General features: G+C 56.3%; 26 protein-coding genes. 13 read left to right on the top strand and 13 right to left on the bottom strand.

The window, feature by feature from the left end; all coding sequences use genetic code 11:
• The first annotated feature begins 199 nt into the window (after positions 1 to 199).
• The 5 genes from DC3_RS05740 to DC3_RS05760 are packed head-to-tail and all read left to right on the top strand — an operon-like array spanning position 200 to position 3,371.
• On the top strand, positions 200 to 646 hold the full coding sequence (locus DC3_RS05740; protein WP_186815852.1) for a CBS domain-containing protein: 447 nt from the start codon (positions 200 to 202) through the stop codon (positions 644 to 646).
• A complete protein-coding gene (locus DC3_RS05745; RefSeq protein WP_146882988.1) occupies positions 643 to 1,029 on the top strand; it encodes a c-type cytochrome in 387 nt (128 codons plus the stop codon). The genes DC3_RS05740 and DC3_RS05745 overlap by 4 nt, the downstream gene beginning before the upstream one ends.
• A gap of 48 nt (positions 1,030 to 1,077) precedes the next feature.
• A complete protein-coding gene (locus tag DC3_RS05750) occupies positions 1,078 to 1,185 on the top strand; it encodes a cytochrome c oxidase subunit 2A (RefSeq protein ID WP_146882989.1) in 108 nt (35 codons plus the stop codon).
• A gap of 3 nt (positions 1,186 to 1,188) precedes the next feature.
• The gene (locus tag DC3_RS05755) at positions 1,189 to 1,686 is read left to right on the top strand and encodes a cytochrome c oxidase subunit II (RefSeq protein WP_146882990.1); all 498 of its coding nucleotides are present in this window, start codon (positions 1,189 to 1,191) and stop codon (positions 1,684 to 1,686) included.
• Positions 1,683 to 3,371, top strand: coding sequence for a b(o/a)3-type cytochrome-c oxidase subunit 1 (locus DC3_RS05760; protein ID WP_146882991.1), 1,689 nt, complete (start codon positions 1,683 to 1,685; stop codon positions 3,369 to 3,371). The genes DC3_RS05755 and DC3_RS05760 overlap by 4 nt, the downstream gene beginning before the upstream one ends.
• Before the next feature lie 115 nt (positions 3,372 to 3,486).
• Here DC3_RS05760 and DC3_RS05765 read toward each other — a convergent pair whose 3' ends face one another.
• Positions 3,487 to 4,350, bottom strand: a complete 864-nt coding sequence (locus DC3_RS05765) for an AfsR/SARP family transcriptional regulator (RefSeq protein ID WP_146882992.1) — start codon at positions 4,348 to 4,350, stop codon at positions 3,487 to 3,489.
• A gap of 243 nt (positions 4,351 to 4,593) precedes the next feature.
• Between DC3_RS05765 and DC3_RS05770 the strand changes: the two genes are divergently transcribed.
• Positions 4,594 to 5,010, top strand: a complete 417-nt coding sequence (locus DC3_RS05770) for a universal stress protein (protein ID WP_186815853.1) — start codon at positions 4,594 to 4,596, stop codon at positions 5,008 to 5,010.
• Positions 5,011 to 5,666: 656 nt separating this feature from the next.
• Positions 5,667 to 7,388: an ABC transporter substrate-binding protein gene (locus tag DC3_RS05775; protein ID WP_186815854.1), complete on the top strand. Its 1,722-nt coding sequence runs from the start codon at positions 5,667 to 5,669 to the stop codon at positions 7,386 to 7,388.
• A 46-nt stretch (positions 7,389 to 7,434) separates the two neighbouring features.
• On the opposite strand, the gene DC3_RS05780 is transcribed toward DC3_RS05775, so the two are convergent.
• Together DC3_RS05780 and DC3_RS05785 are read right to left on the bottom strand one after the other, a co-directional pair.
• On the bottom strand, positions 7,435 to 9,171 hold the full coding sequence (locus DC3_RS05780) for an ABC transporter ATP-binding protein (protein ID WP_146882995.1): 1,737 nt from the start codon (positions 9,169 to 9,171) through the stop codon (positions 7,435 to 7,437).
• 276 nt (positions 9,172 to 9,447) lie between these two features.
• A complete protein-coding gene (locus DC3_RS05785; protein ID WP_146882996.1) occupies positions 9,448 to 9,996 on the bottom strand; it encodes a hypothetical protein in 549 nt (182 codons plus the stop codon).
• Between the two features lie 239 nt (positions 9,997 to 10,235).
• Between DC3_RS05785 and DC3_RS05790 the strand changes: the two genes are divergently transcribed.
• Complete coding sequence (locus DC3_RS05790) at positions 10,236 to 10,412, top strand: IS110 family transposase (protein ID WP_146882997.1); 177 nt, start codon at positions 10,236 to 10,238, stop codon at positions 10,410 to 10,412.
• A gap of 9 nt (positions 10,413 to 10,421) precedes the next feature.
• Positions 10,422 to 11,237, top strand: coding sequence for a transposase (locus tag DC3_RS05795; RefSeq protein ID WP_146882998.1), 816 nt, complete (start codon positions 10,422 to 10,424; stop codon positions 11,235 to 11,237).
• A gap of 10 nt (positions 11,238 to 11,247) precedes the next feature.
• Here DC3_RS05795 and DC3_RS05800 read toward each other — a convergent pair whose 3' ends face one another.
• Positions 11,248 to 11,580 (bottom strand): hypothetical protein, encoded by a 333-nt coding sequence (locus DC3_RS05800; protein ID WP_146882999.1) that lies wholly within the window; start codon positions 11,578 to 11,580, stop codon positions 11,248 to 11,250.
• 304 nt (positions 11,581 to 11,884) lie between these two features.
• Between DC3_RS05800 and DC3_RS05805 the strand changes: the two genes are divergently transcribed.
• A complete protein-coding gene (locus tag DC3_RS05805) occupies positions 11,885 to 13,735 on the top strand; it encodes an HD domain-containing phosphohydrolase (RefSeq protein ID WP_186815855.1) in 1,851 nt (616 codons plus the stop codon).
• A gap of 39 nt (positions 13,736 to 13,774) precedes the next feature.
• Here the strand turns inward: DC3_RS05805 and DC3_RS05810 are convergent, their stop codons facing one another.
• The 5 genes from DC3_RS05810 to DC3_RS05830 all read right to left on the bottom strand — a co-directional run bounded on the left by DC3_RS05810 (position 13,775) and on the right by DC3_RS05830 (position 19,651).
• Complete coding sequence (locus DC3_RS05810; RefSeq protein WP_186815856.1) at positions 13,775 to 15,214, bottom strand: glycoside hydrolase family 32 protein; 1,440 nt, start codon at positions 15,212 to 15,214, stop codon at positions 13,775 to 13,777.
• A 65-nt stretch (positions 15,215 to 15,279) separates the two neighbouring features.
• Positions 15,280 to 16,119, bottom strand: coding sequence for a carbohydrate ABC transporter permease (locus tag DC3_RS05815; protein ID WP_146883002.1), 840 nt, complete (start codon positions 16,117 to 16,119; stop codon positions 15,280 to 15,282).
• A gap of 10 nt (positions 16,120 to 16,129) precedes the next feature.
• A complete protein-coding gene (locus DC3_RS05820; RefSeq protein WP_146883003.1) occupies positions 16,130 to 17,056 on the bottom strand; it encodes a carbohydrate ABC transporter permease in 927 nt (308 codons plus the stop codon).
• 71 nt (positions 17,057 to 17,127) lie between these two features.
• The gene (locus tag DC3_RS05825; protein WP_146883004.1) at positions 17,128 to 18,396 is read right to left on the bottom strand and encodes an ABC transporter substrate-binding protein; all 1,269 of its coding nucleotides are present in this window, start codon (positions 18,394 to 18,396) and stop codon (positions 17,128 to 17,130) included.
• A gap of 229 nt (positions 18,397 to 18,625) precedes the next feature.
• Complete coding sequence (locus DC3_RS05830) at positions 18,626 to 19,651, bottom strand: LacI family DNA-binding transcriptional regulator (protein ID WP_146883005.1); 1,026 nt, start codon at positions 19,649 to 19,651, stop codon at positions 18,626 to 18,628.
• 248 nt (positions 19,652 to 19,899) lie between these two features.
• Between DC3_RS05830 and DC3_RS05835 the strand changes: the two genes are divergently transcribed.
• A complete protein-coding gene (locus tag DC3_RS05835; RefSeq protein WP_146883006.1) occupies positions 19,900 to 20,094 on the top strand; it encodes a hypothetical protein in 195 nt (64 codons plus the stop codon).
• Between the two features lie 436 nt (positions 20,095 to 20,530).
• Here DC3_RS05835 and DC3_RS05840 read toward each other — a convergent pair whose 3' ends face one another.
• Both DC3_RS05840 and DC3_RS05845 read right to left on the bottom strand, forming a co-directional pair.
• Positions 20,531 to 20,869: a hypothetical protein gene (locus DC3_RS05840; RefSeq protein ID WP_146883007.1), complete on the bottom strand. Its 339-nt coding sequence runs from the start codon at positions 20,867 to 20,869 to the stop codon at positions 20,531 to 20,533.
• A 256-nt stretch (positions 20,870 to 21,125) separates the two neighbouring features.
• Positions 21,126 to 21,422 (bottom strand): hypothetical protein, encoded by a 297-nt coding sequence (locus tag DC3_RS05845; RefSeq protein WP_146883008.1) that lies wholly within the window; start codon positions 21,420 to 21,422, stop codon positions 21,126 to 21,128.
• A 250-nt stretch (positions 21,423 to 21,672) separates the two neighbouring features.
• On the opposite strand from DC3_RS05845, the gene DC3_RS05850 reads away from it, so the two are divergent.
• Both DC3_RS05850 and DC3_RS05855 read left to right on the top strand, forming a co-directional pair.
• Entirely contained in the window at positions 21,673 to 22,035 is a 363-nt protein-coding gene (locus tag DC3_RS05850; RefSeq protein ID WP_186815857.1) for a MerR family transcriptional regulator, read from the top strand.
• 53 nt (positions 22,036 to 22,088) lie between these two features.
• Entirely contained in the window at positions 22,089 to 22,859 is a 771-nt protein-coding gene (locus tag DC3_RS05855; RefSeq protein WP_146883010.1) for an MBL fold metallo-hydrolase, read from the top strand.
• A 66-nt stretch (positions 22,860 to 22,925) separates the two neighbouring features.
• Here DC3_RS05855 and DC3_RS05860 read toward each other — a convergent pair whose 3' ends face one another.
• Positions 22,926 to 23,267: a metal-sensitive transcriptional regulator gene (locus DC3_RS05860; RefSeq protein ID WP_146883011.1), complete on the bottom strand. Its 342-nt coding sequence runs from the start codon at positions 23,265 to 23,267 to the stop codon at positions 22,926 to 22,928.
• 9 nt (positions 23,268 to 23,276) lie between these two features.
• Complete coding sequence (locus DC3_RS05865) at positions 23,277 to 23,480, bottom strand: CopZ family metallochaperone (RefSeq protein WP_146883012.1); 204 nt, start codon at positions 23,478 to 23,480, stop codon at positions 23,277 to 23,279.
• Positions 23,481 to 23,522 lie beyond the last annotated feature (42 nt).

Raw genomic sequence — 23,522 nt, forward strand, 5'->3', positions numbered from 1 at the left:
TCTGGGAGAAACAGCAAGGTCTTCTTGCCTTTGGGGTCTGATTTGTTCCGTCTGACACAGCTTTGTGACCCAGTAATGCTCTCGTAATGCACACCCCTGAAACTCAATGCATCGAAAGAACCAATGTGGTGAGATCCCTGAGGTTCGGTTCGTGTTGCTCCACTGCCCTGTGCAGCAGAGCACCCAGGAGGCGAGAAACATGCTGGTTCGAGAGCGCATGACCCAAAATCCAATGACTGTTGCACCTTCCACCCCCGCTCTGGAAGCCGCCGCTCGCCTGAAGGTCAGCCGCCTGCATGTGCTGCCCGTGGTTGAGAACGGCCAACTGGTTGGGGTCCTCAAAGACCGGGACCTGGAAGAGGCTGCAGCAAAACGTGCACAGGAACAGGGCGACCACCTGCCTTATCTGGTGAGCCGCTTCCTGCTGCAGGACCTGAAGGTTCAGGACATCATGGCCCACAGCACCGCTGAGCTCTCTCCAGGCATGACCCTCCCTGAAGCTGCACGCCAGATGCTCAAGCATGGCGTGATGGGTCTGCCCGTGGTGCAAAACGGTGCGCTTGTCGGCGTGATCACCGTGACAGACCTGCTGGGTGCACTTGCAGAGCAGGAGAAAACCGAACAGACCCCCCAGGTGAACGCATGATTGCCACACTTCACGAAAGGACATCCAGAACCCCCATGCACAAGACCCTCTTGCTTCTTCTGATTGCCTCTGCCACCTCGATGGCCCTGGCCGCTGACCCCAAAGGCAACGCGGCCAGCGGAAAAAACCTGTACTCCTCCACCTGCCAGATGTGCCACGGAGACAAAGGACAGGGGATGGTGGGCCCCAAACTGTCTGGCCCTGTGTCCAAATGGAAATTTGCGGACTTCAAGAAGACCCTGGTGAAAGGGGTGAATCCCAGCAAGAAAACGCTGGCAGCCACCATGCCCAGGTATGACAAAACGCCTTTTATGGGCACAGGCAAACCCCCAACAGACCAGCAGATGGCCGACGTGCTTGCCTACCTGAAAACCCTGAAATAACGCCCCTGATGCCCAGAGACCCTGGGCTTTTCAACTGTGGAGGAAGAAATGGAAGAGAAATCCCCCAAAGGAACCCTGCTGGTGATCGCCGTGCTGCTGATCGCCATTGTGGGCATGTGGCTCCTGGTCTACACCCAGATGTTGAGGCAGGGGTAAGCCATGGACCACCGCATGATCGAGAAGTACGAGAAGGGATGGCTGTACCTGGCCTCCCTCCTGATCGCCCTGCTGGTCATCATCACCATTGTCAACGTGGTCAAGAGCACCATTCCCTCGGTGACGGCCCACCACGGACACGAAGTCAGGACCATCAACCTGCAGAACATTGCCAGCACCCCCTTTGCCACTCCCGGTCTGAAACAGAACGAGATGGGGCAGTACGAGCTGTACATGATCAGCATGGCCTTCATGTTCAACCCACCTGAAGTGAAAGTGCCCGCCGGCAAACCCATCACCCTGTACGTGACGGCAACAGATGTGCTGCACGGGCTGCAAATCGAGAACACCAACGTGAACATCCAGGTGATTCCTGGAGAGGTCGCCAAAGTCACTTACACCTTCAAGAAAGCTGGAACCTACCGCGTGGGCTGCAATGAGTACTGCGGTGCGGGCCACGCCAACATGATGTCCAAAATCATTGTGGAGGACACCAAATGACCACCAAGACCTTCACCCCATCCCAGGACCGGGCTTACGACACCCATCCTGAGAAGAAACTCGCGCTCTACTACACTGTCACGGGCCTGATTTTCCTGCTGGTCGGCGTCTTGATGGGTCCTCTGCAGGCCCTGAACTACGCGGGCATCGACATCTACAAGTACATGCCCTTCCTGAAGTCCTACTACCAGGGCCTCACCCTGCACGGCGTGCTGAACGCACTGGTCTTCACCACCTACTTCATCTGTGGGATTTTGCTGTACATTCCTGCCCGTGATCTGAAACTGCGTCCCAATCTGGGTTTTGCGTGGTTCACCTACTGGCTGATGAATTTCGGTGTGGTGCTGGCCGCCATTGCCATTCTGGGCAACAACGCCAGTGTGCTCTACACCTTCTATCCACCCCTCAAAGGATCTCCTCTGTTCTACATTGGTGCAGCCATTCTGGTCGCTTCCAGCCTGCTGGTGGGCGGACAGGTCATCTACATGTGGACGGGCTGGAAGAAAGCCAACCCCGGCAAGATCACACCCGTCACGGCCTACATGAGTGTGGCCACCTGGTTCATGTGGATGCTGGCCTCTCTGGGCATCGTGGTGGAAGTGGTCGTGTACCTGATCCCCTGGTCCCTGGGCTGGACCCCTGCTGTGGACCCCCTGCTGGCCCGCACCCTCTTCTGGTTCACCGGACACCCCATCGTGTACTTCTGGCTCCTGCCTGCTTACGTGAGCTGGTATGCCTTCATCCCCAATCAGGCTGGAGGCAAGATTGTCTCTGAACCCCTTGCCCGTCTGGCTTTCGCCATGTTCCTGCTGGTGAGTGTGCCTGTGGGGCTCCACCACCAGTTCACCGACCCTGGCATCTCCAACCTGTGGAAGATCATCCACATGGTCCTGACTTTCATGGTTGCCGTGCCCAGCATGTTGACCGCCTTCAGTGTGGCCGCCAGCATGGAGTATGCTGCAAGGCTGAAGGGAGGAAAAGGGCTGACCAAATGGATCGCCAAGCTGCCCTGGAACAATCCTTCCTTCACCGCCCAGGTGCTCGCCATGATCAGCTTCATCTTCGGGGGTGCAGGAGGCATCGTGAATGCCAGCATGTCCCTGGACTACGTGGTGCACAACACCGCCTGGATTCCCGGTCACTTCCACATCACCGTCGGTACCGCTGTGACCCTCACTTTCTTCGGAATGACCTTCTGGCTCCTGCCCCACCTGACAGGCAAGAAACTTTTCAACCCGAAACTTGCTGTGGCCTCTGCCTGGTGGTGGTTTGTGGGCATGATGGTTTTCGCTCTGGGCATGCACTGGGAAGGCCTGCTGGGCATTCCCCGCCGCGCCCACATCTCTGCCCTGCCTGTCGAATTGCTGGACCAGTACGCCAAAAACGCCCAGATTCCCATGGCCCTCACTGGCATCTCTGGAATGATCCTCTTGATCGCCTCCATCATGTACTACGTTGTGGTGGCCGGAACCCTCTGGGGCAACCAGCGTGATGTCAAGAACGCCCCTGAAATTCCCTTCAGTGAGTCCCTGGCTCCCGTGGATCACCGCAAGAGCGTTCGCGTCATGGACAACCTGTGGGTGCTGTTCCTCATCGCTTTCGTGATCGTGCTGGGCGTGTACCTGCCCGTGATCGTGCCGATGCTGCAAAGCCCCAACCTGGTGCCCGGAATGCGCCTCTGGTGAACCCCATCAACAGAGAAAAGAGGACCCGAAGGTCCTCTTTTTGATGCTTTTCCATCTGGATTTTCCATCAAAGAAGGCCAGGTTTTAAACCTGGCCTTCTGGCTTGCAGGTGAATTCAGTTCACATCTGTGCGACTTTCAGACAAATCCAGAAAGAACTCCGGGCACTGCCCACTGGGTGTGAACGGGCAGTTGCTCGTCATGCTGGCTTCCTGTGCGTCCCCTTCGTGTTTGCGTTTGCAGATGGCCTCGCCGTCCTTGATGCGCTGGGCCAGAGAGACCGTGTCTTTCATGGGGGTGTCCTGAAGTTCATTTTTCAAAAAGTGGATGAAGCGGCGGTAATGCTCGATGGCGGCATAGCGGTCTTCCACCACCGAGAGGCAGGTCATCAGCTTCTGGTGGTAATTTTCGCCGATGAACGGATCGGCTTTGAGGGCACGGAACAGTGCGTGCACAGTGTCCTCGCACTGTCCTTCGGTGCAGTACAGCATGGAGAGTTCCAGCAGGGCACGCACGTAAGCGGTGCGGTGTTCTTCTCTGGCCTGCTGAACCCACTCCTGGTCCATCCCTTCCAGGTAATTTCCGGTGTAGTACGAGAGGGCTTTTTGCAGCTCCTTCAGTCTGGGCTGTCCAGTGAGGTGCTCGGCCTGACTGAGGTGGGTGTAGAAGTGGAAGAGGTCACTAGATTGCAGCACTTCACGGGAAATCTGGTAGCGGCCATACTGTTCATGCACCCCATCAGAAACCCCGAGGGCGGTACGGATGCGGTGCAGGGTCACCCGGAAACGGTTGTTGACGGCGGGAGACTCCTCTTCGTCCCACAGGTCATGCAGGATTTCACTCTTGCTGCGCCCCTCCACGAAAGACAGCAGGTAGAACAGCAAAGCTCGAGCAGGTTCAGAGTGGAACTGGGCTTCCTGGTCTCCCAGTTGCACATGCACCTGGCCAAGGGTCCTGATTTTGAGGGTGTTTGGGTTCATGTGCGCTCCTGAACGGCAGAAAGGGATGCTGCCCGTATGAATGCATGGTCAGTGGAAGCCATTACCAGCCCATTACTGAAGTCACCCTGAAGTCCTCCGTAATGACATGGTAACACCGGTGCGTAGATTGGAGGTACAGATTCAGCATCTGGAAGGTCTGTGTGATCCTCCGGTGCTGAAGTGTAGATCTGCTGGATGAAAACCCGCCCCGCAGCAGGTCCTGCCGCCACGGAGGCTCGAAGTATGCTGAAGACTGTCCTTGTGCCTGTTGATGATGACCCATGCAGTGAACACTGCGTGCAATACGCTTTTGACCTGGCCCGGCTGCTGGGCAGTCAGGTGGTGATCTTGCATGTTGCCACCTGTGCAGACGGACTGGATCGCGGAAAAACCATCCTTGAACGGCTTGGTCATGGTGGGCGCTTCCCGGCCAGAATGCTGCTGATCCAGCACCCATCGGTCCCAGAGGCCGTCTTGAAGGTCATTGAAAAACACAAGGCTGACCTGCTCTTGCTGGGACGCTGTGCAGGAGATGCTTTCACGGTGCGGGAAGGCATCCGGGAAAAGCTCCTGGAGCAAAGCCCCATTCCCGTACAGGTCGTTCCCATCCAGATGAAAACCAGACCCAGTTATCTGGACCGCTTCCAGACTGGGGTGTAAACGGCCATCAGAACGGGCTGTCCCACGACTTCTCACAGTTCTGTCATATCATCCTGCACATGGATGGATGTCCCTGACAGTTGTCCTGCCTCCACACCCACAAAGAGAGAACCCGGCCTGGCCGGGTTCTCTCTTTGATACAGAGTTTGACTTCAATGCAGGAGTGTGGATTGGGTGTGTTTTCAGTTCATACGGCACTGCTGGTGGATCTGTGCTCTGCCTCTGTTCTTCGTGTCCCTGAAGACCAGCTTGCAAATGCCATTGGGTGTCCATCCATACCTACAGATTCAGTGAAAATGCAGAGAGGACCTTCAGACAGAGACCAGCGACAAAGCCCACCAGAAGCAGTATGCCATGAGGGTTTTAATTTGATTTAATGGTGGTCCTGCATGGTGTTTTTACCATCAGGAGTGAATGCATGGTCTTGAAATCGAACCCTTTTGACAGGTTTGAAGCAGCCAGTGTTCAATCAACACGACAGGCTTTTTCCAGGGTTCCATTTCATCTGGTGCTTTTGTGATTCTAAACCACCCCATCACAGGATGGGAAGCCCAGGGAAGTCACCTATCCGGTTTTCTTCGCAGCTCCGGCTACCCACAGGTAGACTGGAGGGCAGGCAGCTTGCCAGAATCCTATGTTTTTCGATCAGGAGACCCATGAAAAAACAAATCCTCACCACCCTTGCCCTTTTCAGCAGTGCCACTGCAGCCTCCCTTCCGGGGGTCCTCTCTGGCGCACAGATCGGGGACTGGACCACCTTTGATCCGGCCTATTGTTACGAAAACCAGTGCGGTGAAGTGCTGCAGAACACCCTGGACACCCTGATTTTCTATCAGGGGGAAAGCAGCAGCCGTTTTGTTCCAGCCCTCGCCCAGAGTGTCCCCAGCAAACAAAACGGTGGGATCAGCACGGATGGGAAAACCTACACCTTCAAAATCAAAAAGAACCTGAAATTTGCGGATGGCACCCCGGTCAGGGCCAGCGACGTGGCTTACAGCTTCAAACGCCTGCTGGTGCAGAATGGTGGAGCAGCGTACCTGCTCAGCGAAGCCCTTTTTGGGGACAGTGACGGCCTGTCTCCCGACAACAAAAACCTGTCTTTCCAGGATGTGGAACGGGCCATCGAGGCCCCGGACGATTTCACTGTGGTGTTCCGCCTCAAGCGGCCTTTTGCTCCCTTTCTGGCCATTCTGGCGTCTCCGTATGTGGGCTCGGTGTACGCAAAGGCAGCGGCCATCAAAGCAGGTGCCTGGGATGGGCAGGCCTCAAGCTGGCAGAAATTCAATGCCCTCGCAGACAAAGACAGCCCCTTCCAGAAGAACGTTCCTGTGGGCAGCGGTCCGTTTGTGATGGAACGCTTCGATGTGGGTTCCCTGGTGGTGCTCAAGCGCAATGCGGTCCACTGGCGCAAACCCAGCCAGATTGAACGGGTGATCCTGCAGGTGGTCCGTGACCCCACCACCCGCATGCAGATGTTCATGAAGGGGGATGTGGATTTTGCTTCCTTTGACCCCTCGCAGTTTGACCGGATTCTGGCCAGCAACCCGGACTTCAAGGCCACCAAACCTGTGCCTGCGCTGGGCATCGATGGCATTTTCATGAACCACAGGATCAATGGGCAGGGCACAGGTTACCTGGGCAGTGGGCAACTCGATGGCAAGGGCATCCCTGCTGATTTCTTCAGTGATGTGCATGTGCGAAAGGCCCTGGCCTACAGCCTGGATTACAAAACCATCATCAATTCCATCATGCAGAACCACGCCATCCAGATGAACTCGGTGCTGATCAAGGGGCTGTATTCCGCAGCAGGCAAACGGCTGTACACCTTTGACCGGGACAGAGCCACCCGGGAATTCAAGGCGGCTTTCGGCGGGAAGGTCTGGCAAAATGGCTTCACCCTGCCCATCTTCTACAACTCAGGGAACGATGTGCGCAAAAACATTCTGGGTGTGCTGAAGAGCAATGTGGAAAGCCTCAACCCGAAATTCAAACTGGAGATCCGTGAACTTCCCTCCAGCCAGATCCGCGCACAGCGTGCCCAGAACCAGATGACCCTGTGGCTGGGCAACTGGAGTGCAGACTACGCCGATCCCTACAACTTCATTCAGCCCCTCTTGCACTCACAGGGTACGCTCGGGTCGGTGCAGAACATCAAAAACAGCACCCTGGACCGCCTGATCGAGCAGGCAGGTGAGGAGACGAACACTGCAGCCAGAAACAAATTGCTTTCCAGCATCGAGAAAATCGCTTTCGATGAGGTGCTGGGCATTCCGGTCTTCCAGGGCATCAACATCGACATTGAAACCGGGAGGGTCTCGGGCATCGTGCGAAACCCGGTGTACGCGGGGTACTGGTATTACCCGATGGTCAAGAAGTAACCAGACAAAAAGACCTGCCTTCCAGCAGGTCTTTTCTTTTCAGCTGTTAATGGTCCAGCACGTTCTCAAGCTGCCCAAACTGTGCCCGGTGAAGCCTGCTGTACACTCCACCTGCATGGATCAGGTCCCGGTGGTGCCCCTGCTCGGTGATGCCCGACTCGGTGACCACCACAATGCGGTCTGCGTTGCGGATGGTGGCGAGACGGTGGGCGATCACCAGGGTGGTGCGGCCCTTGGCGAGTTCAGCAATCGAATGCTGGATGGCGGCTTCGGTTTCGGTGTCCAGGGCCGAGGTGGCCTCGTCCAGAATCAGGATCGGGGGGTTTTTCAGGAACATGCGGGCAATGGCAAGACGCTGTTTCTGGCCCCCTGAGAGCTTCACCCCGCGCTCTCCGATGAGGGTGTCCAGACCGTCAGGTTGTGCCTGAATGAATTCCGCAAGCTGTGCACGGCGGGCAGCCTCCCAGATCTGCTCTTCTGTGGCGTCAAGTTTGCCATAAAGGATGTTCTCCCGGATGGTTCCGGCAAACAGGAACACGTCCTGCTGCACAATCCCGATGTGACGCCTCAGGGACTCCAGGGTGAAATCACGGATGTCGGTGCCATCGATGGTGATGCGTCCTCCCTGCACTTCATAGAACCTGGGGAGCAGGCTGCACAGGGTGGTCTTCCCTGCACCAGACGGTCCCACGAAAGCAACGGTCTCACCGGCATGAATGGTCAGGTGAATCCCGGAGAGCACTTCACGTTGCCCTTCGTAGCCGAAATGCACATCCTCAAAGACAATGCTGTTTTTCAGGCCCTGCAGGGGTGTGGCATCTTTCCGGTCCTCGATGTCCGGGCAGGTGTCCATCAGTTCCAGGTAGCGTTTGTACCCTGCGATCCCCTGCGGGTACAGTTCAATGATGGCGTTGATCTTCTCGATGGGACGGAAGAACACGTTGGTCAGCAGCAAGAAGGCCACAAACTCACCGTAGGTCAGCTGGCCCTTGATGACGAAGTACGTGCCGCACACCATCACGAACAGGCTGATGAAGCGCATCATCATGTAGCTGATCGAGTTGTTTTTGGCGATCAGCTGGTAGGACCGCAGTTTTGCCGTGCGGAACTTCTGGTTGTTCACGGCGAACTTCTGCCGCTCGTGCTGCTCGTTGGCAAAAGCCTGCACCACCCGGATGCCGCTCACGTTGTCCTCGACCCGTGCACTGAAATCTGCAATGTCGGACATCAGTTGCTGGATGGCCTGGGTCATCTTGCCGTTGAAGTACAGGACCAGCCAGATGATCAGTGGGACCACCACAAAAGTCAGCAGGGCCAGTTGCCAGTTGATGCTCAGCATCAGCGCAAAAGCGCCCAGCAGGGTCATCACTGCAATGAACAGGTCTTCTGGACCGTGGTGGGCCATTTCCCCAATCTGCATCAGGTCGTTGGTGAGGCGGGAAATCAGGTGCCCGGTCTTGGTGTTGTCAAAATACCGGAAAGACAGTTTCTGGATGTGGTCAAAGAGTTTTGTTCGGAGGTCGGTTTCGATGTTGATGCCGAGCATGTGCCCCCAGTACGTCACCACATACCCCATGAAGGTGTTGAGGGCATACAGGGCCAGCAGTCCTGCAGCAGCCACCAGAATCCACCGCCAGTTCTCGGTGGGGAGGAGGGTGTCTACAAGATGGTTGATGACCATCGGGAAACTGAGTTCCAGCAGGCCAAAAAGCACGGCACAGCTGAAATCCAGCAGGAAAAGTTTGCGGTAGGGACGGTAATGGGTGAAAAAACGCTGGATCACTGGCTCCTCCGGGAGCCATGACTTTCAGGATGGTTCAAACGCATGTTGTGGCCTCTCAAATGGGGCAAAAGGAAACGGTTTGGGAGAGGCTTCCTTTTGACGGCTCAGGGTCGGAAAGTCAAATCGGTCAAAGGCAGGCTGAGGAGGGTTAGCACACTTTTCATGGGATTCATTGTGAAGGGGTGAACCCCAAAAAGAATCCGCCAAACAAACTACCTGAGACCTCTGGCCTGTGAACCCGGACCCTGAGCCAGATTGAGGAGCAGACACCTGAGGTCAGCGTGAATGGTTCTCCGGCAGGTCAATTTCCCGTTTGAAACAATTTTTTTCATGTTCATCTACAGTGAACATCACACAGAAATACACGGAGGTGCCTGTCTCCTTCTTGTAGGTGTTCAGGGGAACCCCAAAGTTGTAAACCTTTTTCCCATCCTCCGCATAAGCATCGACGCTGATCAGGCGTTCGGGCAGGGGCTTCTCACACCTGAACTCCAGTTCCATGTGATTGGACCGTTTCCACAGGACATCACAGGCTTTGATGTTGTGGTGCATGAGTGCGCCTTTGCCTTCCTGCATGAGGTTCACCTGGTAAGTCTGACATGCAGCAACGTCACAGGTGTACTTGCCAGCAAGTTGCAGGTCGGACACCCTCGGAGAATCAGGCGTCAGGAGGTCCAGCAGCAAGTAAGAACCAAAGTAGAATGCCAGAGCCAGCAGGGGACTGAACAGCACCAGCAGTCCACATCCAAAGCCAGGTCTGGCCCAGGCTTTTCGTTTGAGTTGCTCTGGAGTCACTGGGTGGACAGAATTCAGGTCATTGTTCATAAGATTCCTTTTTGTTGATCCATTGTGTGTTGGGTTCAGTGTTCTTCTGGGACAATGGACCTGTCGAGCACCCGAGTCTGTCAGTACTCTTGATCCCTTGAGCAGCGAGCTCGTTCACTTGATTGTACTGGCTCGGGTGTCTTTCCTCTCAGGTAGGACGTTATCCAAGGCAAAAAGCCTGCACACAAGACTGTACTGGGGTAAGACACGCTTGGCACAACAACACAGGAGGCCCTGCTATGACTGTGGTTGGAGTCGACATTGCATGTGACACCTTTGTGGCTTATCATCCCGCTGACAAACACCCCAGAAGTTTTGCTAACACCACAGCAGGTTTCAGAACCTTTCAAGACTGGCTGAACAAGCTTTCTGGAGACAGCAACCTCCATCTGGTCATGGAGGCCACTGGAGTGTAATGGTCGAAGTTGGCCACCCATTTTCACGCTCTGGGATTGCGAATCAGCGTGGTGAACCTCTCTCAAATCAAATATTTCGCCCGCACCAAACTAATCCGCACCAAAACAGATCCAGTAGATGCTCGTTTGATTCAGGATTTTGGGACCCGAATGAACCCTGGGATCTGGAATCCAGCCCCAGAGGTTGTCCAGCAACTCAAAAATCACTTGCATGAATTGGATCAGCTCAAAGAAATGGAACGCCTGGAGAAAAATCGACTTCATGCCCTGGAAAAACACGCTGAAAACACCGACACTTTGCAGACCCTCTTCAAAGAGCGCCTGGCCCTGCTCAAAACCCATAAAAAGATCGTTGAGAAGCAATTCAATGCCTTGCTGGACGACGAACTGTTAAAAGAGAAAGTGGAACTGCTGATCTTCATTCCTGGCATCGGCAAACGGACGACGGCCTTCTTCATGGCTGAGACCAGCTTGTTTATGGGCATGACCTCAGGGCGTTCTATTGCTGCTTATGCAGGGCTTTCTCCAGCCCTGAAGCATTCTGGAAACAATACACCCAGAGCACGATTGTCCAAGATTGGTAACCCACGTCTTCGACTGGCGACTTTCATGGCTGCTTTGGGAGCAAGCCGGACAGCATCGCCGATGGGGGATTATTACAGGCGGCTGCGCGCACAGGGCAAACCTGGAAAAGTTGCCCTGTGCGCGCTGGCCAGGAAGCTTTTGTGTGTGGCGTTGGCGATTTTTCAATCCGGTCAAGCTTACGTTGCTGAAGCCCACCAGTCCACATGGCCTGGTGATTCAAAATCAGCAATCCCTGGGTAGAACCAGCGGATCACTTCGACAACGCCATCAATTGTTGTTGAGTGTAAGACAGTTGAAAAGGGGCCTGAGGCTGCTGGGGTTGCCAGCCACCCTGCAGGGCCTGTTGCAGAATTGACCCAACAACACCTGGAGTGATCTGGAGAGGTTGATTGCGCGTCCCTTCTCCAGGGCTTTGGAGCCAGGGGTCCGTCCAATCGGTCAGGGTGACCTGCAAGGTTTGTCCTGCTGTTTCTGGGATCACTTTGAGGATGCTTTGTCTGGCACCTGGGAGCAAAATCCAGCGATAAGCCTGTCCCTGATGGGAGATCTTGCGGTAACCTTTGAGCTTTTTGGGCAAGGCCATGTTTTCAGTTTAAAGGATAGGGACCATCGTTACGGCTTTCCCTTTACAAGCGCGTCAAAACACGTTATCTGGTGACGTCCCTTTCAACAAGGTCTGCATCACCCCTTCAGGGTGCTTCAGATCAAATGCAGGTCTGTTCATGGGGGTTTTCGTGGAGCGGTAAAGCATCAGGCTCCACTTCCGGGTATGATGGTTGTACTGTGCACAATTCTCCTTCACCGTTTCCCCCTCGGTCAGCAGTGGTGCCCCCTCTGGCCCAGGTTCACTGCAACAGGAGCAGAAACCCATGTGCAGAGGTCCATCCATGACGCACACGCCTGATCCAGAAGCGCACATCCCTTCCTCTCTCTTTTCTGCCATGCTGGACCAGCTTCAGGACGGCATCCTGTTGATTCACCTGGGTGCTGAACACCCCACCCCTTCGTACGTCAATCCAGCCCTGCAGGAACTCACCGGACTGGACCGGGAACAGTTGCTGGGCAGCAGACCCCACTGCCTGGAAGGCCTGAACCTGTCTCCAGCGGTGCAGACAGAGTTCCAGCAGCACCTGTGTCAGCACAGGCCCTACGCTTATCAGACATTGATGCCCCATTCCACTGGTCCTGCTTTCTGGGCCGATGTGCGCTGGACGCCACTCGAAGGATGCTGGTGGATGGTGACCCATCGGGACATCACCCAGACGTTGCACCTGCAACGGGAACACATCATGGACCAGCACCACCTGCAGGCCCTGATGGAGCACGCAGACGCAGTGGTGCGGGTGATTTCTCCGAGTGGGCAGACCCTGTATGTGACCCCTTCCATTGAGAAGGTGCTGGGGTACAGCCAGGATGAATTTGCCCGCATGGTGTTTCAGGATTACATTCATGAGGCAGACCTGCCTCCCCTGCTGGACGTCTTTCATCAGATTTCCAGAGGGGGTGAACGCACCCAGTTCGGGCCTTTTGAGTACCGGGTGCGCAAAAAGGACGGGGAGGAACGCTGGATGTCCACAGTGTCCCGCAAAGTGGACACCGAAATGGGCCTGCAATTCCACCTGTACTCCAGGGACATCACCCTGCGCAAGACCATGGAGCTCAAACTGGAAGAACAGGTCCGGCGCTACCGCACCCTGCTGGACCTCACGGCCCGCATTGAATCGGTCAGTGCGCCAGATGAACTGGCTGTGGAGGCCCTCACGTTTCTGCTTCCCCTCACGGAGTACACCTTTGCAGCCTTTGTGAAACCGGAAGAGGACCATGTCAAACTCGCCTGCTGCATTGGTGAGGACTGCGAAACCGCAAGACTTCTCATTGAGAAAGAACTCCCCAGCCTCAGCCCAGATGGTCTGGTGAGGCGGGTCGGGACCTTCAAAGCCATGTTCTTCCAGCACCACACCGAACACCTTGAAATCACCGACCTGGGGCAGTTCAGCCCCTCTCTGGCTGTCTTGCCTTTAAGCAGTGAAGGCCAATTGCACGGCCTGTTTGTGCTGGGGCAACCCGCCTCTCTGGAGGTGAGCCTTGCCACCCGCAGGCTGTGCATTGCCGTTGCAGACCGGGTGAGTCTGGCCTACAGCCGCCTGCTTGACCTGGAGAAGCTGCAGCAGGCCAGAGAGGAAACCCTGCGGGCCATGGGGGTGGTGCTGGAATACCGGGATTTTGAAACCAAAGGCCACACGGACCGGGTGGTCCAGCTCTCCCAGGCCCTCGGGCAAAGGCTGGGGCTGGATCAGGAAGAACTGGAACACCTGCGCCTCGGGGCTTACCTGCACGATGTCGGCAAGGTGGCGATTCCAGACCATGTGCTGCTCAAGCCCGGAAAACTGACCCCGGAGGAATGGGAGTACATCAAAAAACACCCCGGAGTGGGCTTCGAGATGCTGAACCACATCCCCACCCTCAGCCGCGCTTCGCTGGATGTGGTGCTGTACCACCAGGAACGCTGGAATGGCACAGGCTACCCTGCAGGACTCCGAGAACAGAAGATCCCCCTGCTCGCCCGGATTTTTGCAGTGGTGGATGTGTACGATGCCCTGACCAGCGAAAGGCCCTACAAGAAGGCCTGGTCCGATGAAGAAGCACTGGCACAGTTGAAAATTGAGGCAGGAACCCTGCTTGACCCAGAAGTGGTGTCAGCGTTCCTGCCTCTGGTGGTGCAAGAAATGGGGACCTGAAGGTGCAGGTCCCCTCAGACCCCTGAGGATCTCGAATCTTCAGGGGTGCTGTGGTCCCCGCACGGCAAAAACCTGCACTTTCACCTGCCCGGATCGGGTGTAAAGGGAAAGTCTGCTTTCGCCCTGGGGAGGAAAAAAGACCTCTGTGAAAACCTGTTTTCCATCGTTCAGGAAAACCTCCAGCGTGGAGTGGTCAACAATCAGACGCACATGCTGTTCCACAGACTCCAGGGGAGCACTGTGTTCTCCCTGAAATCCAGACTGTTCGATGCTTCCCTGGCGACTCACGGTCACCTTTCTGTCTGGAACATCAAATTCCAGTGTCCATTCCAGTTGTCCTGCAACAGAAAAGGCGATTCCCAGAATGCTTTGCTCTGTGCCCACAAAATGGGCTTGCAGGTCCAGGGCTGCCTCTGGAAGCACCAGCAGGTCATGTTCCTGGTCTGCTTTCACGAGGAGCTCCTGCTGGCAGGGCAGGGCACGCCAGACCTCCTCCCACTCCCTGATGGGGGTCTGGCAGAGGATCAGTCCATCTGCTGTGCGTTGCAGACGGATTTCTCTGGGCAGGGACATCACACCACTGTACTCGCCCTGCACGTGGTTTCGGGCGTACTCCCAGTTGTTCATCCAGCCCAGCCAGACGGTGCGGTCCTGCAGGTTGGCGAAAGTGATGGCAGCGTAAAAATCCTTGCCGTGATCCAGCCACCTCGCCTCCTGGGTGGAGGTGAAGCTCCAGCCATCAAACTGGCCCACAAAGTACTGGCAGCCCGATCCACCAAAGGGGCCTCCGGGATTCAGGTCCACTTTCAGGACCCAGTGGCTTTCTCCAGCGTCGTCCTGCAGCTCCAGCAATTCTGGAACCTCCCAGATGCCTCCAGTGTGTCCCTCGGGTCCGAAAACACTGCGTTTCTCCCAGCTTTTCAGGTTCTGAGAAGCATAAAACACCACCTGATGGTGCGCTGCGAGGACCACAGCCATGATCCAGCACCGGGTCTTTTCATGCCAGAAGACCTTGGGGTCGCGGAAATCAGGAATGCCCTCATCGAGCACCACCCCGTACCTGGTCCAGCTCTGGCCTTCATCGAGAGAATACGCCAGGTTCTGGGTTTGCAAGCCGCTGTCATGGTGGTGTCCGGTGTAGAGTGCAATCAAAGCTGGCCCATCCACAGTGCCAAACCCAGAGGTGTTGTTGGCGTCCAGCACGCAGCATCCCGAAAAGATCATGGTGGTGTCGTCTTCTGCAAGGGCAACTGGACGTTCCTCCCAGTGCAGCAGGTCTTTTGACACGGCATGCCCCCAGCTCATGTGGCCCCAGTCGGTGCCGTAAGGGTTGTGCTGAAAAAACAGGTGGTACTGGCCGTTCAGAAAGACCAGACCGTTGGGGTCATTGATCCAGTTTCTGTGGGGAGCAAAGTGCAACAGTGGACGGTGATGGGGTGCGTAGGGCTGCAGGATGTGCGTGAGCGTGTCAGGATTCATGGGCTTCCTTGTGAAATCGGAGGAGGGGGGGCATAACGCATTGTGGATGACAGATGGCAAAGCCCTCATCCCTTGACGCCAGACCCCACCACGGAGGCGACGAAGTGCTTCTGGAAGATCAGAAAAACGATGATGATCGGGAGCGTCATCAGGACCGCAAAGGCCATGATGTTGCCCCAGTAGGCCTGCTGGGTGCCGAAGAATGCAGCCATCGCCACACCCAGCGGACGGAACTCGGTGCCACGGGTGACCATCAGGGGCCACAGGTAGCTGTTCCAGGCGTCCAGGAAGCCCAGAATGGAAATGGTGGCCACCACCGGGGCACTGAGGGGGAAGGCGATGCGGAAGTAAATCTGGAACAGCCTGGCCCCGTCGATTCTGGCAGCCTCGATGAGTTCCTGGGGCAGTTTCGAGAAGAACTGGTAGAACAGGAAAATCGAGAAGGTGCTGGCAATGAAAGGAACGATCTGCACCTGGTAACTGTCGATCCAGCCAAGTTTGCCGACCAGCAGCAGGAGGGGAATGGTGAGGGCCTCACCGGGAATCACAAAGACCGCGATGATCACCATCAGGTAGATCTTTCGGTACCCTCCCTGACCCCAGGCCAGCGCAAATGCAGCTGCAGAATTGATGAAAATGCCCGCTCCGACGGTGCAGAACACCACCAGCAGGGTGTTCAGCAGGTAGCGGACAAAAGGCTGGTAGGGGTCTTGCAGGACTTCTTTGTAGTTCTGCAGGGACACCGTCTGTGGAATGAAAGCGTGAATGGTGCCCATGCTGATCTGGATGTTTTCCTCACTGGGATTCAGGCTGAGGGTGACCATCATGGAGAGTGGGATGAGCACGCAGAGCAGGATCAGGATGGCCGCCAGGGTTCTGAGGGTTTTGAAGGCACGGGAAGTCATGGCAACTCCTTTACTCATTTTTGAGCAGCACACGCTGCAAGATGGCAAGGGCTCCCACCAGGATCACGAAAACCACGGCCACTGCAGAGGCGTACCCGACCTGTTGTGCGGTGTACCCTTCCTGGACCATGTAACGAACCAGGGTGTTGGTGGAACCGAGTGGACCCCCCCGGGTCAGGATGTCCACCTGGGTGAAAAGCTTGAAGGCCTGCAGGGTGGTGATGATCAGAATGAAGATGTTGGTGTTGCGAAGTCCCGGCAGGGTCACGTAACGAAACATGTGCCAGGGGCCTGCGCCATCCATTTTGGCAGCTTCATAGCGTTCCATCGGAATGTCCTGCAGACCCGCCAGAAAAATCAGCATCTGGAAAGGAAAAGTCGCCCAGGCGGAGAGCAGCACGATGGCAGGCATGGCGAACCTTGCATCTCCAAGCCAGTCCACATAACCCTGAAACCCGAACAGGTGCAGGATGCTGTTCATGAAGCCGTCCGGAATGCGGTACAGGGCGGCCCAGATCACCACAATCACGGTCATGGGGGTCACGAGGGGCAAGAGGCTCACGCTGCGGAACATCGACCTGAGGGGCAGTTCGCTGTTGAGGAGCAGGGCGCACATCAGGGAGAGGGTGCACTGGAACGGCACCACCAGGATCACAAAATAGGCGGTGTTGCGGAAAGCCTGCCAGAAATCGGGGTCCTGCAGCACCTGCAGGTAATTCTGCAGGCCCACAAATTCAGTCGGGATGGGTCTGGGCACCAGCCGTTCATCGGTGAAAGAGAGGTATCCGGCCATCAAAAAGGGCAGAATCAAAAAGGTCAGGAGCAGAACGCTTGCAGGGGCAATCAGCAGGAGTTCGTCCAGCCATTCCTGGGTTTTTCGGGAACGCCGCCGGGGCCTGCTTGCAGCCTGCGCGGCAATGTTGGGGGGGGTTTGCATGGGTCTCACGGCCCCTTTCTGAGAGGGCCAGGGGTGGGAAAGGGAGGATCACCCCTGGCCGGACAGTGGATTTACTTGTTGAAGGGGGGGTAGCCCTTGTTGGAGGCGATGTCCTGATCGATGGCCTTTGCGGCCTTGTCGAGCTCAGACTTGATGCTGGCTCCGCTGAGGATGTTCAGGACGGCATCCCCGAAGGATTTGGAGATCACCGGGTAGGCAGGGTGCACGGGGCGCACCAGGGCAATTTTGGCGGACTGTTCGGCCATGATGGCCCCCTCTCCCCCTTTGCCGTACAGTTTGCTCAGGCGAATGGCGGATTTGCGTGCAGGCACGTATCCGGTGGTGTCGGAGTACAGGGCGACCTGCTTGCTGGACATGGCGAAGTTGATGAAAGCCCCGGCCTCGTCTTTGTTGGGGCTCACTTTCGGGATGGCGTAACTCCAGCCTCCGTTGGGTGAGACCTGCTTGTTGCCGCAGAATTTCGGGGCAGGGATCAGCACGAGATCGTCTTTGAGGCCTTCTTTGTGGGCCCGCCACATCCAGTTGCCGACCCACACCAGGGCTGCAGTTTTGTCTCCATAGAAGCGGTTGTCTCCGGCACTTGCAGGCACGATCCACTTGTTTTTGGCCCAGCTTTGCAGGTGTTCCAGGATGTTCACAGCGGCTTCACTGTTGACGGTTCCGGTGGCCTTCCAGGTTTTGCGGTTGATCAGGTCGGCACCGCAGGCCTGCAGGAACGGAGAAAATCCGTAGCTGAGCCATTCACCGGAGTAATTGAGTTTGAGGTCCAGGGGCCAGGTGACCCCTTTGACTTTTGAGAGTTTCTGCAGGGCGTCTTCAAATTCTTTGAGGGTCCAGGCCTCTTTGAGGGTTCTGGGAATGCGCACTCCGGCTTCCTGCAGGTACTTTTTGTTGCCCCACAAGAGCACCGAGGAGTCGTAGGGGCTCATTGCGTAGAGCTTGCCATCAGGGCTGTAGGTGCCCTGGTCTTTGATGGCAGGCAGGATGTCAGAGAGGGTGCTTTTGCTGAAATAGCTGTCCAGAGGGGCCAGCTGGCCGGACCAGACGTAGTTGGCCATGTTGGGACCGTCCAGCATGAACACATCGGGAAGTTTGCCGCTCAGGAAGCCCGATTGAATGGCGTCGTTGATGCTGGGCACGGGCACGATTTTGGCGGTGAGGCCTTTTTTCTCGTTGGCTTTGTTGAAGGCATCCTGCAGTTGCAGGAAGTAGGGCCTTTCGGAATCTCCATCAATCACCCAGACGGTGATCTGTTTGGCCTGTGCAGAAAAGCTGAGGGCGAGGGTGGTGGCGAGCAGGGCAATGGGCATTTTTTTCATGGTTTCCTCCAGAATCAGGGGCGAGCTTTGAGAAATCGTTATCTTGGGTGGTAGATGACTACTGCATGCAAAACCCTCCAGATGCTCTGGCATGAACCTGTCCAGAGCAGATTTTTGTGGAAGACCTGGGATCAAACCCCAGAGATTTATGTCTGTTTTACTGATCTTAGCATGAGATAACGTTATCTCAAAGCACCCTGTTCAAGAAACTTGCCCAAAATCCCCCCAATCAACCAGAAAGCCTCGGAGGTGCTGTGGATTCCCGCACCACCAGTTGACCCGGGATGCGGTGCAACCAGGGGGTGTTCCCTGGCTGCCCCTCCACACACTGAATGAGCAGGCGGCAGGCCTCATACCCCATCTCGTACGGGGTCTGGGCCATCACGGTGAGGGCCGGGGACATCATGCGCACCCAGCGTTCATCGTCCATACCGATCAGGGAGATGTCCTCCGGGATGCGCACCCCCAGCTGACGGGCTGCACCCACCACACCGGCCAGCATCTCGTTGGTGGTGACCACCACAGCAGTGACAGGCAGGCCACTTCCCACCAGACGCTGGAACGCCCGGTGTCCGCCCTCTTCGGTGAAATCATCGCTGATCAGGAACCTGGGATCAACAGGAACCCCCCCTTCTTTCATGGCCCGCATGAAACCCTGGTAACGCTCCACTTCTGTGCTCACCAATTCGATGCCATACAGGAGGGCGATGTTTCTGTGTCCCAGAGAGATCAGGTGGCGCACCGCCTCCCCCATCACCTCTGCGTTGTTGAGGAGCACCGCATGGCGGCTGTATTCCCCCACTGTGCGGTCCACTTCGATGATCGGGATGCGGGAAGACAGGGTCTCCAGATAAGGATCAGGCGTGCTGGAGGGCACCACCACCATGCCATCCACCCGGTAGCTGTCAAAGAGTTTGGCATAGGTGAGTTGACTCTGGCCGTTTTCCAGGTGGTGGCTGGACCCCAGAATCATGGTGTACCCCAGATCAAAAGCCGCATCCTGCACCCCTCTGGCAAGGGTGGCGTGAAAATTGGCATTCAGTCCGGCGGTCAGGTGGGCCAGAATCCCTGTGCGCTGCTCACGCAGGCTCTTGGCCATGCGGTTGGGCTGGTATCCGAGTTCCTCCACGGATTTCATGACCCGTTCCCTGAGCTCAGGGGCAACGGTCTGCACTCCATTCAGGATGCGACTCACGGTGGGAATCGACACCCCGGCGTGGCGGGCCACGTCTGCAAGGCGAACAATGGATTTCATGGCTCCTCCAGATAACGTTTTCTCAAGAGTAAAGGAGGGACAGCAGGTTGTCAAGCCTGTTCTCTGTTTAGACCTTCATCCCAGACTTCCAGCATCATGAAGACATGGAAATTGACCACTGCACCCGCATCAGAAAACAACACCACCATTCACGCTTATGGTTTTGAAAGCAACCTCACCCTTCCTGTTCCGTCTGGTCACAGCCCAGTCACACCTCCTGCAATACCCTGCCTTCTGGAGGTCAAACCATGAAAGTCCTGATTCAAAACCGTGTGCCTGCACTTCTTGCCCTGCTGTGCGTTCTGGGCCTGGTGGTGCTCTCTTATGGCATCTCCACCCACACGAACAACCTTGAGGACCTGCAGTCCCGACGCATCATCCTGTATTACACCGACACTGGAGAAGCCATATACGGTGAAGAGCCAGCAGCGGGCAGCATCTGAACTGGATGTGCCCCATCCATGTTCCAGAAGGTCAAGAAACACCCATCCTGCAATGCTCACTGCTTTCAGCAGACCTGGGTTGAAGCCAGGTCTGCTTGAGCAAAGCGGCCCAGCACGAAGGAGGCCGTCCTCCAGGCGCGGAGTAGAGCCAGGAAGCGATTATGAGAACCGAGGTTCAAGCAACTTCTGCTGAGATCAGCCATGCCTTAAAATACCAGAGCTCGATTGCAACCAAAATGTTGTTCTCCAGTCTCTAAACCCGTTCAAACAAGGAAAGCAAGCGTAAATCACACCTCCTGTCCCTTTCAAAGACAAATGCATCGTTGTAATTACCTTTGAGAAATTGAAACTTATAACACATGACCCACTGCCCATATCTCCTGAGTTTTCCCCCGAGTTCCACTTCAACAGGGCTTTTCAAACCTGTAGAGGTGAGTCAATGGGAGTCGGTCTCTCCTTCCTGATATCCGGCCTCTCTCAGGAGGTCCTGCAGTGTCCAGACCTGATTGGAAGTGGGCGCGCCATCTGTGTGCAGCTCGGCTTTATCCACAATAAGGGGGACTTTGTGGCGGTACCTTTTGACTGCGGCTTCAGCATAGAGGTGGGCCATGTGTGCTGTTTCTGCCATCCCCTGGGCGATCATTGGGGTGCCAGGTGCGCCCTCCCAGACCTGATAGTGGGTGCGGCTTCCCCCGTGCCAGGCATGGGATTTCTGCAGGGTCTGGATCTGGATGGTGCAGCCGGACAGGGTGTATTGTCTGGTGTATTGTTTCATTTTGGGACCTCACGGTATGAATGGAAACGAAATCACCCGACGTGCTGCTTTTGGGTGCAGCACGCTGATTTGATCCGGGTGTGTTGCCTTCAGCCTAGGTCACCGTGGCTTCTGCATTCTGTGGCATTGATCCCATGACCTGGATTCATGCCTTTATGTTTTCTTTCAATTGTTGCTGTGGTCCGCATCTGGTCCTGAAACCATAAAAAAGCAGTCTGGACTCTCGCGGCCCAGGCTGCTTTCGGTTCCTGATGGCTCAGGGATAGTATCGGATTTGCACGTTGTGGTACCTGCCGTCCTGCTCAGGTTCTGGAAGGGTGATCGGGTACTTGATGCGGAAGGCTTCCACGGAGGTCCAGTCTCCATTCATCCAGGTCTGGTACTCCACGGCAGATTTGCGTTTTTCCATGTCTTGCAGGAGCTTCACCTGCCCATCGGTCAGGTCCACGGTGAAGGTGCCTCCAGCTTTCACCTGAAATGCAGGGGAGGCAGGCATCTCAAAACCCAGTCCGGACACATCGACAATGCGGTCTTTGAAAGGAGGTTCCATCATCCCATGATGGAGCGGGAAGGTGAGAATTTCTCTGGTTTCTGTTGGCCGCTGTCCTTCCTGCGTGCATAACCCTGATACCCAGTGCAGCCAAATGAACCCGTCCCACCCAGGCCCTGGCAGTCCCTCTCCGTCTCAAAGGGAGTCACCTCTCAATGCATCAACCATCGTGAATCGGTGGGTGATGTGCTCTTCTGGGGTTTTCGGATGCCCTCTTGACCCTGACACTGGTGTCAGGGTTTACACTGCTTGCATGAAGATCGGTGCCCTCTCCAGACAGACCGGAGCCAGTGTGCGGTCCATCCGTCATTATGACCGTCTTGGCCTGCTGGCTTCCAGCCGCGAGGAGAACGGTTACCGCACCTTCAGTGATGCAGACGTGCAGCGGGTGCACCTGATCCGTCTTTTTTTAAGTGTCGGCTTTCAACTGGAGGAGATCCGCAATTACGGTCCCTGCTGGCGTGGGGAGGTTTCTCCTCTGGATGACACCCCTGTGGAACTGACCCTGGCTTTCTATGAGCGCAAACTCACCCACATTGACCAGCAACTCCATGGCCTGCAACAGATCCGGGACCGTCTGCAAGACCAGATCGACACCTTGCGCCGTCTGAAGTGACTCCAAACGCCCTTTTGCACTGCTGGCCATCAAGGCCAGGAGGAGGTTGACCCATGCAGCTGAAACTGATTCGAAACGCCACCCTGCGTCTGTCCTATGCTGGACATGAGATCCTGATCGACCCCATGCTGGGGCCAAAGCACAGCCTGCCCTCTTTTGCCGGAAAGGAAGCCAATCCCACAACAGACCTGCCTGTCCCTCTCCTGGACGTGCTACAGGGAGTGGATCTGGTGGTGGTCTCCCACCTGCACCCGGACCATTTTGACGAGACAGCCCAGCAGGTGCTTTCGCGGGATGTGCCTGTGCTGGTGCAGCCTGGAGATGAAAGGACCTTCCAGACAGCTGGGTTCAAGGAAATGCATGTGCTGGAAGACCGGTTCATCTGGCAAAACCTCAGGTTCACCCGCACGCCTGGCCAGCACGGCAGCGGACCCATCTTGCAGCGGATGGGAAACGTGATGGGTTTCATTCTGGAGGCCCCGGGCGAGCCCACCCTCCACTGGCTCGGTGACACCATCCTGACCGACGATGTGCTGAAGGTGGTGCAGGACCAGCAGCCTGAGGTGATCGTCACCCACTCTGCAGGGGCCATGATTGCGGACACCCTGCTCCTGATGGATGCAGAGCAAACCCTGCACCTTGCCCAGGCTGCACCCCAGGCGGTGGTGGTGGCCGTGCACATGGAGAGCCTGGACCACTGCACCGTGTCCAGAATGGACCTCAGGCAGGCAGCAAGAGATGCCGGTTTGAGAGAGGGGCAGCTGATCGTCCCTGAAGATGGTGAGGACGTGCAGGTGGAGGCAAAAGAAGCTGTAAGGGCGTAAACGCAGGTGGGAAAACACCCCTCACTTTTACAGGTGAAGGGTGTTTTCACTTGAAGGTGTTTTGACTCACTGGGTGAGTTTCATGGCTTCAAGGAGTTCTTCGATGAGTTCCTCGGCGTCCCCGCGTTCGCTGGCGGTGGCAACGTGGGCTTCCAGGTGGCCCCGCAACACCACACCTGCGGCACCCTGAAGTGCGCCCTGCACGGCCTTGATCTGTCTGAGCACATCCATGCAGTACACGTTGGGGTCTTCGAGCATGCGCTGGATGCTTTCGAGGTGACCTCTGGCAATGGCCAGACGACGGTTCGCCCGTTTGCGTGCGTCTTCGGGCATACACAGGTGGGTGTCTGTGTGCGTGGGGTGGCAACTGGCAGCTTCGGTTTTCTTGTCCGTCTTGGCGCGGGTCATGGTTTCAGTTTAGCCCCTGACGGTGGCCCCGTAGCCCTCTTCGGTGACGGCGGCAATCAGGGCTTGCACGTCTGCGTTGCCTTCCACGGTGGCGGTGCCCTGGGACAGGTTCACTTCGGCATTCTCGACCCCAGAGACACTTTTCAGGGCGTTTTTAACGGCCTTCTCGCAGTGGCCGCAGCTCATTCCGGTGATGTTCAGTTCGATGGTCATGGTCTTTCTCCTTCCATCCCCTCTAGGGGGATATGTCCACAG

Source organism: Deinococcus cellulosilyticus NBRC 106333 = KACC 11606, assembly GCF_007990775.1.
In the GTDB taxonomy this organism is placed as follows: Bacteria; Deinococcota; Deinococci; order Deinococcales; family Deinococcaceae; genus Deinococcus_C; species Deinococcus_C cellulosilyticus.